The following is a 13,041-nucleotide window of genomic DNA, read 5'->3' as shown; positions in this document are numbered from 1 at the left end:
GACCCTCGGCATAGTGAGGATTACTCCCCTTCCCCCAACTCCTGCCGCACCAGCGTCGCCCAAAACGCCACGCCGGAGGCAATCGCATCGTCGCTGAAGTCATAGGCCGTGTTGTGATGCAGCGCGCCATCGACGGCGGGGCCGTTGCCAAGCCAGACGTAGCAGCCCGGCGCTTTCTGGCCGAAAAAGGCGAAATCGTCGCCGGCGGTCGAGGGTGGAAAGCGGGTCAGCACCTTCTCACCGAAGACGGTGGTGGCAGCTTTCAGCGCCCGCGCAGTGGCATCGGTATCGTTGACGACGGGCGGAATGCGCCGCTCGAACTGATAATCGACCGCAATGCCGTACATGGCGGCCGTACCATGCGCCAGACGTCCGATCTCCTGTTCGAGCTGATCGCGAACCTCCGGCGTATAGGCGCGCGCCGTACCGCCGATGTCGACAGTGTCGGGAATGACGTTTAGCGCATTGGGATCGCCGGCCTGCAGTGAACAGGCGCTGACGACAGCCGGCTGCAGCGGATCGACAACACGGCCGACAATGGTCTGTAGCGAAGACAGGAAGGTCGCGGCGGCCGTGATCGGATCCTTGCCGAGATGCGGCTTGGCACCATGAGTGCCGGTGCCGCGAAAAGTGATGCGCCAGCTATCCGAAGACGCAAGCTGCGGCCCCTCGACAACAGCCATCTCGTCGACGTCGAGACCGGGCATATTATGCAGGCCGTAGACGGCGTCGCAGGGGAAAAGATCGAACAGGCCCTCCTCCACCATGCGTTTGGCGCCGCCGCGTCCTTCCTCGGCCGGTTGGAAGATGAAATGCACCGTACCGGAAAATCCGCGCTTGGCGGCGAGATGGCGGGCAGCACCGATAAGCATGGTCGTGTGGCCGTCATGGCCGCACGCGTGCATCTTGCCGGGAATGGTTGACTTGTAGGGACGATTGGCCTTTTCCGGCATGGCCAGCGCGTCCATGTCGGCGCGAAGGCCGATGCGGCGGGTGCCGTTGCCGATCTGCAATGTACCGACGACACCGGTCTTGCCGAGGCCGCGATGCACCGTCAGACCTGCCTCCTCCAGCAGAGTGGCGACGATGCCGCTGGTGCGTTCCTCCTCGAAGCCGAGCTCCGGGTGGGCGTGAAGATTATGACGAAGCGACGTCAGGAAAGGGAGATCCTGGGCGATCTCATCGAACAGAGACATGGGCGTTCCTTCGGCACCGGGCGCAATTGCGAAAAGCGATCACGCCTTTCTTTCGCAAAGGCACGGCAGTTTCAACGGGAAAGAACTTATTTGCCCGAGGGATCGAAGACGTGTGCCTTGCCGATCACGCTGACATGAACGGCAGCGCCGACATCTGGCAGATCGACGCTGGAACTCTTGATCGTCAGCGGCGCCAAACCGGATGCCTCGGCAAGCGCCAGCGTGACCGTGCAGACGGCACCACCGAATTCGACGTCCAGAACTTTGCCGGCACATAGGGATGCGGAATCCGCCTCGGCAATCGCGCTGAAGCGAAGCTGCTCGGGGCGCAGCATGATCTCTCCAGACCCGCTTCGGCCATTCGTATGGGTCGCGATGCGGCCAAGCGCGCAATCGGCAAAACCATCGCTCAATTCCGCCGGCAGCAGGATGGCATCGCCCAGGAACGTCGCTGTCTCGCGGTCGCACGGAGATAGATAGAGAGCCTGCGGCGTTCCGGCCTGCACCAATTTGCCCTCCCGCAGCACCGCGACCTGATCGGCAAAGGACAGCGCCTCTCCCTGATCGTGGGTCACGAGCACAGTGGTAATGCCGGCATTCTGCAGCACACGGGCGACGGCCTTGCGCATGTTCTCCCGCAGGCCGGTGTCGAGTGCGGAAAAGGGTTCGTCAAGCAGCATCAGCCTCGGCTTGCGGCCAAGGGCGCGCGCCAGCGCCACACGCTGCTGCTGGCCGCCGGAAAGCTGATGCGGGCGGCGGGCGAGCATGCCGCGATCGAGCTCCACCATGTCGATGAGGGCATTGATCTGCTCGGCGCGATCCGCCTGACCGCGCTCCATGCCGAAGCTGATATTCTCGGCGACGCTCAGATGCGGAAACAGCGCGCCATCCTGCGAGACGATGCCGATGCCGCGGCGATGCGCCGGGACAATGGCCGGACCGTCCGCCAGTGTCTGGCCCTCCAGCGTCACCTGACCCTCATCCGGTATCTCGAAGCCGGCGATGATGCGCAGCAGCGTCGTCTTGCCGGAACCCGAGGGGCCGACAATGGCCGTGCGGCTGCCCGCGGCCACGGTGAGATCGATGCTGTCGAGCGCGTGCACCGGGCCGTAACGCTTGCTGATGTTCTTGATCGCCAGAAAGGTCATTGCCCGGCCGTTCGCTTGGATTGCACATAAAGAAGAAGGGTGAGCGGCAGCGACAGCACGACCATCATGAAGGCGTAGGGCGCGGCGGAAACATAGTCGATTTCGCTCGTCAGTGCCCAGAATTTCGTCGCCAGCGTTTCCGTGCCGTTGGGCGACAGCATCAGCGTCGCCGTCAGCTCGTTGGTGATGCCGAGCGCGACCAGCGCGACGCTAGCGGCAAAGCCGGGTGCGGCAAGGCGCATGGTGACCTGACGCACGGCCTGGGCCGGCGTGCGGCCGAGCGCCATGGCTGCGCGCTCGAGCTCAACCGGCGCCTGGGCGATGCTGGCGCGCAGGCCGACCATGGCGCGTGGCAGGAACAGCAGGACATAGGCGAGCAGGAGCGTGGCAAATGTCTGGTAGAGCGGCAAGATCAGCCGGACGGTGATCGAGACCAGGGCCAGGGCGACGACCACGCCCGGCAGCGAGCCGACATAATAATGGCAGGCTTCGAGGATGCGCTGCAGCCGGCCCGGCGCGCGCACGGACAGCCAGGCCATGGGGACAGCTGCTATCGTCGTCAGCAGACCGCCGGCAACCGCCAGGCCGATGGTTTGCAGCAGAGCCCAGCCGACGGTATCGATCCGCCAGATGCCGATGCCGCCAAGATAGAGCCAGCGCGCCAGGGTGACGAAGGGGACGCCGAGCGTGAGCACGGCGGTCACGACAGGCAGAGCGATAGCGGGAGCCACGAACCAGCCGAGGCGGCGGCGATCTGCCGGGCGCGCGGCGCCAGAGCCAACGCGGGCATAGCGCTCATTACCGCGCACCAATACCTCGATGCCGAGCAGCAGCAGGCAGCAGAAGACGAGGACGCCGCCGAGCATATTGGCGGCAGGGCTGTTATAGGCCGACTGAAACTGATCGACGATCGCGGTCGAGAAAGTGTCGAAGCGGATCATCACGTAGAGGCCGTATTCGGCCAGGAGATGAAGGCCGATCAGCAGCGAGCCGCCGCAGATGGCAAGGCGGAGCTGCGGCAGTATCGCTCTGAAGAAGACGCGCCAGGGGCCGAGGCCGAGCGAAGCGGCAGCATCTTCGATCGCCGGGTCTAGCCGGCGCAGGGTCGCGGCGACGGGCAAATAGAGGAAGGGGAAATAGGCTAGCACCGATACCAGCACGCCGCTCCACAAGCCTCGCATGCTCGGCACGAGGCTGACCCAGGCATAGCTGTGCACGAAGGCGGGCACCGCAAGCGGCGCAACGGCCAACCAGGACCAGATGCGGGCACCGGGAAGATCGGTGCGCTCCGTCAGCCAGGCGAGCGTTACCGCCAGCAGGATGGAGAGCGGGATAGTGCAGACTTCAAGCAGGACGGTATTGACGAGCAGCTCGCCGACGCGATTGCGGAAAACAAGGGCGACCACTTCTGCCCAGCCGGTATCAATCGAGATCCAGATGATGAAGCCGAGCGGCACCAGGCTCAGAAGGGCGACGACGGAAGCGAAGGCGACAACGGAGGCATGCCGAATGCGGTTGCGGGGAGCAGCCGTCAACTGGGGCATTCGCATGGCGGCGGCCTCAGCGGCCGGCGCGGCATATGTGTTCTTCTGCAGCAAGTCCAAGCTGCCTTTCACGCCCTGAAATAGGAAGGCAACCGCCGTTGAAAGGCGATTGCCCGATGGTCAGCCTAAAAGGCCATTCGCATGCCCCTAGCAGGGCATGCGACAGTGATGCAAGTGCAGAGCCCGGGATCAAGGCGCAAGCCTTTCCGAAAACGGCTCAAACGCGTTTCCGTCCGGGCCTTCAGCTTAGATAAGGCCGGCTTCGGTCATAAGATCGGTTACCTTCTTGCTGTTCAGCTTGGAAGGCTCGACCTTTGGTGCCTGCAGGTCCTTGATCGGCACCAGCTTCGGATTGGATGCGTCGCCGGTGCCGACGGCATATTCATAGGAGTCGCCGTCGCGCAGAACGGCCTGACCGCTCTTGCCGGTGATCCACTTGAGGAATGCCTGAGCTTCCTTCTGGTGCTGGCTGGAGGCCAGAACCGCACCGCCGGAGATGCTGACGAATGCGCCCGGATCCTGGTTCTTGAAATAGTGCAGAAGAACGTTCTTGCTGTTCTCGCCGGTCTTGGCCTGATCGCCGAACCAGTAATAGTGGTAGATCACCGCGCCTTCGATCTCGCCCGCATTGACAGCCTTCATGGCAACGCTGTTGCCCTTGTAGAAGCTGGCATTTGTCTTCATTGCCTTCAGCCAGGAACGGGTGGCGTCTTCGCCCTTCAGCTCCAGAAACGCGCTGACGATCGCCTGGAAATCGGCGCCGGCCGGCGAAGCACCCCAACGGCCCTTCCACTTCGGATCGGCCAGATCGAGCAGCGACTTCGGCAGATCAGCTTCCTTCAACTTAGTCTTGTCATAGGCGAAGACCGTCGAGCGGGCGGCAACGCCGACCCAGTTGCCATCGGCCGACTTGAAGGTGCCCGGCACCTGCGCGAGCGTCGCGGCATCGACCGGAGCGAAAAGCTTGTTCGAATCGACCAGCGTCATGCCGGGTGAATTCTCGGTCAGATAAACGTCTGCGGGGGAAGCAGCGCCTTCCTGAATGATCTGGTTGGCGAACTGCATGTCGCTACCATTGCGGATCGTGACCTTGATGCCGGTTTCCTTGGTGAAGCCATCCGCCCATGCCTGCGTCAGCGTCTCGTGCTGGGCATTGTAGACCACGATCCCTTCGGATTCGGCGGCGTTCGCGATCATTGGAGCAACGGCAAGACCTGCCGCCAGTGCCAGCATGCTGGTGAGATGAGAAAAGGAAAAAGCCATAGGTCCTCTCGCTTGAAAGTCGCTACCCCCGGCAGCGATGCGATAGCGTATATTTTTCCTGACCGTTTTTTTCAAGTTTACGCTCAGTCCCTGCTTATCACAAAAGTTTGAGAATGGAGTCAAGATTTAACCGTCACGCCTTTTGCGGGCCGAAGCCGGGCGCAGCTGGCGTGCCCGAGCGGGCGGCTGCGGTCCGGTCATGATGTTGGTGGGATTGCCGAATGTGGTGGCTGGACCGCTGATCGCCTGGCTCATTCACGCATCCGACTTGAATGAAAAAGGGCCGCGGCGTTCACACGCTACGGCCCTTTGCCAATCCGAAAATCGGGATCAGGTGTCCTTCGTCTCCAGCGTCTTGCTGAAGAAGATCGCGACCAGCGTGCAGACGACGCCCGACAGCAGATAGAGGCTGGTATAGACGAGGCCGAACTGGCTGGAGAGGCTCAACGCCACGAAGGGCGCAAAGCCGGCACCGATGAGCCAGGACAGATCCGAGGTCAGGGCCGAGCCGCTGTAACGATAGTTGCGGCTGAAGCGCGAGGCACTGGCACCTGCCGCCTGGCCGAAGGAGAGGCCGAGCAGCGTGAAGCCGAGGACGACATAGATATGACGGCCAGTCACTCCGCCATCGAGCAGCCACGGCGCGATGAAGGCAAAGCAGGCGATCAGCACCGCGCCGAGGGCGAGCTGATTGCGGCGACCGATCCGGTCGGCAATGAGACCGGAACAGATGATGGCGACAATGCCACAGATGGCGCCGACGAATTCCATCAGAAGGAACGAGCCGGGAGTCTGCTCGCTGTACAGCGTCACCCAGCTCAGCGGGAAGACGGTGACCAGATGGAAGGTTGCAAAGCTTGCAAGCGGCACGAAGGCACCGATCAGCACGTCGCGACCATGGACACGCAGCAGTTCGGTCATCTTGACCGGCTCCAGCTCGTGGCGTTCCAGCAGCGCACCGAATTCCGGCGTGGCGACAAGGCGAAGCCGGGCGAACAGCGCCACGACGTTGACCATGAAGGCGCAGAAGAACGGATAGCGCCAGCCCCAATCAAGGAAGTCGGCTGTCGTCAGGCTCGTGGCGAAATAGGCAAACAGTGCGCTTGCGAGCATGAAGCCGATCGGCGCGCCGAGCTGCGGGATCATCGCATACCAGCCACGATGGTTCGTCGGAGCATTGAGAGCGAGAAGCGAAGCCAGGCCGTCCCAGGCGCCGCCGAGCGCAAGGCCCTGACCTATGCGGAAGAGCGCGAGCAGGATGATCGCATAGGCGCCGACCTCAGAATAACCCGGCAGGAAGCTCATCGCGGCCGTCGAGCCGCCAAGCAGGAACAGCGCTATGGTGAGCTTGACGCCACGCCCATATCGACGATCGATCGCCATGAAGATGAACGAACCGATCGGCCGGGCGACGAAGGCGAGTGCAAACACGAGGAAGGAAAGCAGCGTGCCGTGCAGCGGGTCCGCGAAAGGAAACATCAATTTCGGGAAAACCAGCACCGATGCGATGGCATAGGTGAAGAAATCGAAAAATTCGGAGGTGCGACCGATGATCACGCCGATGGCGATGTTGCCGGGAGCGACAGAGCCGCCAGCATGCATGCTGCGAGCATCACTTTCGAGTGTTGAAGATGTGGGGTTTAAAGTTTCATGTGTCACGCTGACCATGTATGGGAGCCTCCCTCTCCAAGCGCGAATTCCTCCACGAATTCACGCATAATCAAAATGTTTATCAAACGTGCGAACATATCAAGTGTCGCGCATGAAATAATTCGCAAATTAGCCATCAAACCCGCCCTTATCCGGCTTTGTCGCCCTGTCATCTGAATATGGGAAAAGGCGACCGATGGTTATTTGTTCCGATCCAGGTATATTAGCCACGACAAAAGCGAATGATCGATGGAAAACCTTCTGGATTTCAGCAGGTTTTCCCGATAGGTGGGACCGCATTCCATACCGCATTGCACTCGCACTTGCTGCGGTGCGACGAAACACCTCATATCGTTCATGACCGCCGTCCTTTAGTCGCGGTAGGGTCGAAACAAAAAGAGCTTTAAGACGTGCTAAGACTAGCGAAGATTTTCAGCCGTTTATCCGTCATCCCACTGTTTTTGCTGCTCTCCGGTTGCAATTTCGTTGTGATGGCTCCCTCCGGCGATATCGCCATGCAGCAGCGAGACCTGATCATTATCTCGGTCGTGCTGATGCTGATCATTATCATCCCCGTGATCTTCCTGACGCTGTATTTTGCCTGGAAATACCGGCAGTCCAACACGCAGGCGACCTACGAGCCGGAGTGGCATCATTCGACACGTCTGGAGCTGGTCATCTGGTCCGCTCCGCTTGCCATCATCATCGCGCTCGGCGCGGTGACCTGGATCAGCACCCATCAGCTCGACCCCTACCGTCCGCTCGACCGGATCGCAGCCGACAAGCCGCTCAGCGCCGACGTCAAGCCGCTGACCGTCGAAGTGGTCGCACTCGACTGGAAATGGCTCTTCTTCTATCCGGATTACGGCATCGCCACCGTCAACGAGATGGCTGCCCCGGTCGACCGGCCGATCAACTTTAAGATCACGGCTTCGGCGGTCATGAACTCCTTCTTCGTGCCGGCACTGGCCGGCCAGATCTACGCCATGCCGGGCATGGAGACGAAGCTGCACGCCGTCATCAATCATCCCGGCGAATTCCAGGGCCTGTCCGCCAACTACAGCGGCGCCGGCTTCTCGAACATGCGCTTCAAGTTCCATGGCCTCAATCAGGCTGATTTCGATCAGTGGGTCCAGAAGGCCAAGAGCCAGGGCACCGCACTTGGCCGCCCCGAATATCTGGCGCTTGCCAAGCCGAGCGAACGCAACCCGGTACAGTACTTCAATGCCGTCGACGATGGTCTCTACAATGCCATCCTCAACATGTGCGCCGACCCGAGCAAGATGTGCATGAGCGAAATGATGCATATCGACGCCAAGGGTGGCGGCGGCAAGGAAAGCCAGGAAAACCGCGAGCGTCTGATCTACGACAACCGCGATGGCAGCCCGCTCCACGCCACGCCTGTCAAGGCCGATGGCGGCGCCGACCATTCCATGCAGCACGGAGACAACTCGATGCAGGGCATGTCCATGCAAGGCATGGATATGGGCAACGGCTCTTCTTCCGATTCGTCGACCGGTTCGGCGCAGCACCAGGGTCATTGATCCGGTGCGCTTAGTAACAAGACATTTATAAGGACAGAGGCAATCCATGTTTTCCAACCCGGACCTCTATAAATTCATCTTCGGCCGGCTGACGCTCGACTCGATCCCGTACCACGAGCCGATCCTCGTCGTGACCTTCATCGGCGTCGCGATCGGCGGCATCGCCCTTCTCGGCCTGCTGACCTATTTCCGCCTCTGGGGCTATCTCTGGACAGAATGGTTCACCAGCATCGATCACAAGAAGATCGGCATCATGTATGTCGTGCTGGCGCTCATCATGCTGCTGCGCGGCTTTTCCGACGCGTTGCTGATGCGCATGCAGCAGGCATTTGCCTTCAACGGTTCTGAAGGCTTCCTGCCACCGCATCACTACGACCAGATCTTCACCGCCCACGGCGTCATCATGATCTTCTTCGTGGCGATGCCCTTCGTCACCGGTCTGATGAACCTGGTCGTGCCGCTGCAGATCGGCGCCCGCGACGTGTCCTTCCCCTTCCTGAACAATTTTTCGTTCTGGATGACGACGGCAGGCGCGATCGTGATCATGATCTCGCTCTTCATCGGCGAATTCGCGAAGACCGGCTGGCTGGCCTATCCGCCGCTCTCCGGCATCGCCTACAGCCCCGATGTCGGCGTCGATTATTACATCTGGGGCCTGCAAGTCGCGGGTATCGGAACGACGCTCTCGGGCATCAACCTGGTCGCCACCATCGTCAAGATGCGCGCGCCGGGCATGACCTTCATGAAGATGCCGGTGTTCACCTGGACGTCGCTCTGCACCAACATCCTGATCGTTGCGTCCTTCCCGATCCTGACCGCAACGCTCGCACTGCTCACCCTCGATCGCTACGCCGGCACGAACTTCTTCACGAACGACCTCGGCGGCAACCCGATGATGTATGTCAACCTCATCTGGATCTGGGGCCACCCGGAAGTCTACATCCTGATCCTGCCGGCCTTCGGCGTGTTCTCGGAAGTGGTCGCCACCTTCAGCGGCAAGCGTCTCTTCGGTTACGCCTCGATGGTTTACGCCACCTGCGTGATCATGATCCTCTCCTACCTCGTCTGGCTGCACCACTTCTTCACGATGGGCTCGGGCGCCAGCGTCAATTCCTTCTTCGGCATCACCACGATGATCATCTCGATCCCGACAGGAGCGAAGCTGTTCAACTGGCTGTTCACGATGTATCACGGCCGCATCCGCTACGAAGTACCGATGCTGTGGACCGTCGGCTTCATGGTGACCTTCACCATCGGCGGCATGACCGGCGTCATGCTGGCAATTCCGCCGGCCGACTTCGTGCTGCACAACTCGCTTTTCCTGATCGCCCACTTCCATAACGTGATCATCGGCGGCGTGCTCTTCGGCATGTTTGCAGGCGTCAACTACTGGTTCCCGAAGGCCTTCGGCTTCAAGCTCGATCCTTTCTGGGGCAAGATGAGCTTCTGGTTCTGGCAGATCGGCTTCTGGTTCGCCTTCATGCCGCTCTATATCCTCGGCCTGATGGGCGTTACCCGCCGCGTCAGCCAGTTCGACGATCCGTCTCTGCAGATCTGGTTCATCATCGCCGCCTTCGGCGCCGGCCTGATCGCCATCGGCATCGCCTGCTTCCTCATCCAGATCGCCGTCAGCTTCATGAAGCGCGAAGAGCTTCGCGACCACACGGGCGACCCCTGGAACGGCCGTACGCTGGAATGGTCGACCTCGTCACCGCCGCCGGCCTACAACTTCGCCTTCACGCCGATCGTCTACGATCACGATGCCTGGTATGACATGAAGGCTCGTGGCTATGTCCGGCCGACCGAAGGCTTCATCCCGATCCACATGCCGAAGAATACCGGCACGGGCGTCATCCTCGGCGCTCTCTCGATCGCCTTCGCATTCGGGATGATCTGGTACATCTGGTGGCTTGCCGCCATCACCTTCGTCGCGATGCTTGTCATTACGATCGGCCATACCTTCAACTACAAGCGCGACTACCACATTCCCGCCGAGGAGGTGGTGAAGACCGAGAACGAGCGTACGAAGCAGCTCGCAGGACAGGTGTAAGACCTATGACGACCCACACTGCAAAGGCTCCCATGGACGGCGAAACACCCGCTTTCTATCTGACGGAGGAACATCATCCGGAAGGCAGCACCATGCTGGGCTTCTGGATCTACATCATGAGCGACTGCCTGATCTTCGCAGTCCTCTTCGCCACCTATGCCGTACTCGGCCATAACTACGCGGCCGGCCCTTCCCCGGCCGACCTATTCGAGCTGCCGCTGGTCGCCGTCAACACGGCGATGCTGCTTCTTTCCTCCATCACCTATGGCTTCGCCATGCTGGCGATGGAGAAGGATAACAAGTCGGGCACGCTGATGTGGCTGACGATTACCGGCATCTTCGGCGCCATCTTCATCTTCTTCGAACTCTATGAGTTCTATCACCTGATCCTCGACGGCGCCGGTCCGCAGCGCAGCGCGTTCCTCTCGGCCTTCTTCACGCTGGTCGGCACGCACGGTCTGCACGTCACCGTCGGTATCGTCTGGCTGATCACGCTGATGACGCAGGTTGGCCGCTATGGCCTCATCGCGGAAAACAAGCGCCGCCTGATGTGCCTTTCGATGTTCTGGCACTTCCTCGACGTCGTCTGGATCGGCGTGTTTTCCCTCGTCTACCTCATGGGAGTTCTCGGATGAGCTCGAACGCAAACCATTCGCATTCCGGCGACGCCCACGGCCATGACCACCACCATGGCGGCCATGAGGCTTCTCACGGCACCTACAAGAGCTACATGACGGGGTTCATTCTCTCCGTCATCCTGACCGCCATTCCCTTCTGGCTGGTCATGGGCAAGGTGTTCTCCGATCCGGCCATCACCGGCGCGATCGTCATGATCCTCGGTGCGATCCAGATCGTCGTCCACATGATCTACTTCCTGCACATGAATACCCGCTCGGAAGGCGGCTGGAACATGATGGCGCTGATCTTCACCATCGTGCTCGTCATCATCGCGCTTTCCGGCTCGCTCTGGGTCATGCATCATCTCAATGCGAACATGATGCCCATGTCGCCCGATATGATGCGCAACATGCCATAAGATCGAGCGGTGGGCCTTTCAGCGAAGGCCCACCCTCTTGCCGGCGATGATATCGACCGGATGCTGCGCTAAATGTTTTCGGGAATGCCCGAGATCGCAGCCGATTTTTCCAGACAACGCATGATCTTCCGCGAAGGCTATTTCCCACCTCCCGAAATCATGCGGCAGCGCGTCCCCGGAGACCTGCGCCATGACCGACATTTCCTCGAAGACATCTATCGGCAAATCACGCTCGATGCTTGGCCTTGCCATCTGGCTGGCGCTGCTTCTGCTCCTGACCGTTCTTCTCATCGGACTTGGCACCTGGCAGGTGCAACGGCTGCATTGGAAGCTGGATCTGATCGCCAAAGTCGATTCCCGTGTGCATGCGCCGGCGGTTGCGGCACCTGGCCCGGCGCAATGGGCTGCTATCAATGCCGAAAATTCCGAATACAAGCACGTGCAGGCAAAGGGCACTTTCCTCAATGACAAGGAAACGCAGGTCTATGCCTCGACCGAACTTGGCCCCGGTTATTGGGTGCTGACGCCCTTGAAGCAGGCTGACGGGACGACCGTCATCATCAATCGCGGCTTCGTTGCCACCGATAAACGCCAGCCGACGACGCGACCTGAAGGCCAGATCGGCGGCGAGACGACGGTGACCGGCCTACTGCGCATCAACGAGCCCAAGGGCACATTGATGCGTTCCAACGTGCCTGCGGAAGAACGCTGGTATTCACGGGATGTCACGGCAATCGCCGATGTCCGCGGCCTGCAGAATGTCGCGCCCTACTTCATCGACGCCGACGACACGAAAAATCCAGGCGGCCTGCCGGTGGGCGGGCTGACGCAGATCGTCTTCCACAACAGCCATTTGGTCTACGCCATCACCTGGTACGGGCTGGCGGCCATGACGCTCGGCCTTGCAGTATTCCTTGTCTATTTCGAGCGGCGGCGGGCAATTGCGGTCGACTGACCCGTGCATGTTTTTGTTTTGCCGCAATTCCGCACGGAAAACCGCTTCGCACTTTTCCTGGACTTGCTCTATCGAATCATCTTCGGAAATCGGAGCTGCCAGCGCCGGCCATCGCTCGTCATCTCGACAAGGCCGAATGGCTCAACGTCGATCGTCCAGAATGCCGTGGGCGGCGCCTGCAGCACATGCAGCACGGCAGCGCGGATAACGCTCGCATGGGTGACGACGACGGTATGACCGGCATCGTGAAGATGATGTCCCATCCATTCGCCGATGCGCAGCATGACTGACGATAGCGATTCGCCGCCATGCGGCGCTGCGTCCAAATCAGTCATCCATAGTTCCAGGGATTGCGGGTCGCTTGCGTGAAGCTCGGCAAGCGACTTTCCACTCCAGTCGCCATAGTCACACTCGCGCAAGGCGGCATCCAGGATGGCGTCAGAGCCAAGGATGGCAGCCGTCTGGCGCGCGCGCAGTGCCGGGCTCGTCCACATCCGATCAATCGTTCCAAGCTTGGCCAATCCGGTCCGCTGCGCCGCCTTATCCTCCAGCGGCTCATCGTCCGGGAAGCAGCCTTTCCGATTGGCCTCGGTCGGACCATGGCAAATCCAGCTCAAACGCGCCTTCATGACAGCCGATATCTCCATTGATTGTC

The 13,041-nt window shown here is 60.7% G+C and carries 13 protein-coding genes; 5 read left to right on the top strand and 8 right to left on the bottom strand.

The annotated features are described in order from the left end of the window. Nucleotides 1–20: 20 nt before the first annotated feature. From ACQZ6F_RS21605 to ACQZ6F_RS21580, 6 genes are all read right to left on the bottom strand, one after another. Nucleotides 21–1,196: a M20 aminoacylase family protein gene (locus ACQZ6F_RS21605; RefSeq protein ID WP_449096053.1), complete on the bottom strand. Its 1,176-nt coding sequence runs from the start codon at nt 1,194–1,196 to the stop codon at nt 21–23. Nucleotides 1,197–1,282: 86 nt separating this feature from the next. Continuing rightward, entirely contained in the window at nt 1,283–2,344 is a 1,062-nt protein-coding gene (locus tag ACQZ6F_RS21600) for an ABC transporter ATP-binding protein (protein WP_449096054.1), read from the bottom strand. Then, a complete protein-coding gene (locus ACQZ6F_RS21595) occupies nt 2,341–3,894 on the bottom strand; it encodes an ABC transporter permease (RefSeq protein WP_449096077.1) in 1,554 nt (517 codons plus the stop codon). The genes ACQZ6F_RS21600 and ACQZ6F_RS21595 overlap by 4 nt, the downstream gene beginning before the upstream one ends. Nucleotides 3,895–4,134: 240 nt before the next feature. After that, entirely contained in the window at nt 4,135–5,151 is a 1,017-nt protein-coding gene (locus ACQZ6F_RS21590) for an iron ABC transporter substrate-binding protein (RefSeq protein ID WP_449096055.1), read from the bottom strand. 126 nt (nt 5,152–5,277) lie between these two features. Then, complete coding sequence (locus ACQZ6F_RS21585) at nt 5,278–5,406, bottom strand: hypothetical protein (RefSeq protein WP_281406622.1); 129 nt, start codon at nt 5,404–5,406, stop codon at nt 5,278–5,280. Nucleotides 5,407–5,481: 75 nt separating this feature from the next. Next, the gene (locus tag ACQZ6F_RS21580) at nt 5,482–6,819 is read right to left on the bottom strand and encodes an MFS transporter (RefSeq protein ID WP_068401081.1); all 1,338 of its coding nucleotides are present in this window, start codon (nt 6,817–6,819) and stop codon (nt 5,482–5,484) included. Between the two features lie 392 nt (nt 6,820–7,211). Here ACQZ6F_RS21580 and cyoA point away from each other — a divergent pair, with 392 nt between their 5' ends. Genes cyoA through cyoD form a run of 4 tightly spaced genes read left to right on the top strand, consistent with a single transcriptional unit; the run spans nt 7,212 to nt 11,431 of the window. Continuing rightward, the gene (cyoA, locus tag ACQZ6F_RS21575; RefSeq protein WP_077468319.1) at nt 7,212–8,345 is read left to right on the top strand and encodes a ubiquinol oxidase subunit II; all 1,134 of its coding nucleotides are present in this window, start codon (nt 7,212–7,214) and stop codon (nt 8,343–8,345) included. 46 nt (nt 8,346–8,391) lie between these two features. Then, complete coding sequence (cyoB, locus tag ACQZ6F_RS21570) at nt 8,392–10,395, top strand: cytochrome o ubiquinol oxidase subunit I (RefSeq protein WP_077468318.1); 2,004 nt, start codon at nt 8,392–8,394, stop codon at nt 10,393–10,395. A 5-nt stretch (nt 10,396–10,400) separates the two neighbouring features. Then, on the top strand, nt 10,401–11,030 hold the full coding sequence (gene cyoC, locus ACQZ6F_RS21565) for a cytochrome o ubiquinol oxidase subunit III (RefSeq protein ID WP_449096056.1): 630 nt from the start codon (nt 10,401–10,403) through the stop codon (nt 11,028–11,030). Continuing rightward, on the top strand, nt 11,027–11,431 hold the full coding sequence (gene cyoD, locus ACQZ6F_RS21560; protein WP_449096057.1) for a cytochrome o ubiquinol oxidase subunit IV: 405 nt from the start codon (nt 11,027–11,029) through the stop codon (nt 11,429–11,431). The genes cyoC and cyoD overlap by 4 nt, the downstream gene beginning before the upstream one ends. An 18-nt stretch (nt 11,432–11,449) precedes the next feature. Here cyoD and ACQZ6F_RS21555 read toward each other — a convergent pair whose 3' ends face one another. After that, on the bottom strand, nt 11,450–11,623 hold the full coding sequence (locus ACQZ6F_RS21555; protein WP_449096058.1) for a hypothetical protein: 174 nt from the start codon (nt 11,621–11,623) through the stop codon (nt 11,450–11,452). On the opposite strand from ACQZ6F_RS21555, the gene ACQZ6F_RS21550 reads away from it, so the two are divergent. Beyond that, entirely contained in the window at nt 11,622–12,386 is a 765-nt protein-coding gene (locus ACQZ6F_RS21550; RefSeq protein WP_449096059.1) for an SURF1 family protein, read from the top strand. The genes ACQZ6F_RS21555 and ACQZ6F_RS21550 overlap by 2 nt on opposite strands. 68 nt (nt 12,387–12,454) lie before the next feature. Here ACQZ6F_RS21550 and ACQZ6F_RS21545 read toward each other — a convergent pair whose 3' ends face one another. Continuing rightward, on the bottom strand, nt 12,455–13,015 hold the full coding sequence (locus tag ACQZ6F_RS21545; protein ID WP_449096060.1) for a histidine phosphatase family protein: 561 nt from the start codon (nt 13,013–13,015) through the stop codon (nt 12,455–12,457). Nucleotides 13,016–13,041 lie beyond the last annotated feature (26 nt).

This window comes from Rhizobium sp. A22-96, assembly GCF_053521805.1.
Note: the sequence above shows the minus strand (reverse complement) of the source record. Positions and strands in the feature narration are given on the sequence as shown.

Bases quoted from the DNA above. Each gene is read 5' to 3' on its own strand.
- ACQZ6F_RS21595 (WP_449096077.1), bottom strand. From the start codon at position 3,894: ATGCGAATGCCCCAGTTGACGGCTGCTCCCCGCAACCGCATTCGGCAT.
- cyoC (WP_449096056.1), top strand. From the start codon at position 10,401: ATGACGACCCACACTGCAAAGGCTCCCATGGACGGCGAAACACCCGCT.
- cyoD (WP_449096057.1), top strand. From the start codon at position 11,027: ATGAGCTCGAACGCAAACCATTCGCATTCCGGCGACGCCCACGGCCAT.
- ACQZ6F_RS21550 (WP_449096059.1), top strand. From the start codon at position 11,622: ATGACCGACATTTCCTCGAAGACATCTATCGGCAAATCACGCTCGATG.
- ACQZ6F_RS21585 (WP_281406622.1), bottom strand. From the start codon at position 5,406: ATGAGCCAGGCGATCAGCGGTCCAGCCACCACATTCGGCAATCCCACC.
- ACQZ6F_RS21545 (WP_449096060.1), bottom strand. From the start codon at position 13,015: ATGAAGGCGCGTTTGAGCTGGATTTGCCATGGTCCGACCGAGGCCAAT.
- ACQZ6F_RS21600 (WP_449096054.1), bottom strand. From the start codon at position 2,344: ATGACCTTTCTGGCGATCAAGAACATCAGCAAGCGTTACGGCCCGGTG.
- ACQZ6F_RS21555 (WP_449096058.1), bottom strand. From the start codon at position 11,623: ATGGCGCAGGTCTCCGGGGACGCGCTGCCGCATGATTTCGGGAGGTGG.
- ACQZ6F_RS21605 (WP_449096053.1), bottom strand. From the start codon at position 1,196: ATGTCTCTGTTCGATGAGATCGCCCAGGATCTCCCTTTCCTGACGTCG.
- cyoB (WP_077468318.1), top strand. From the start codon at position 8,392: ATGTTTTCCAACCCGGACCTCTATAAATTCATCTTCGGCCGGCTGACG.
- ACQZ6F_RS21580 (WP_068401081.1), bottom strand. From the start codon at position 6,819: ATGGTCAGCGTGACACATGAAACTTTAAACCCCACATCTTCAACACTC.
- ACQZ6F_RS21590 (WP_449096055.1), bottom strand. From the start codon at position 5,151: ATGGCTTTTTCCTTTTCTCATCTCACCAGCATGCTGGCACTGGCGGCA.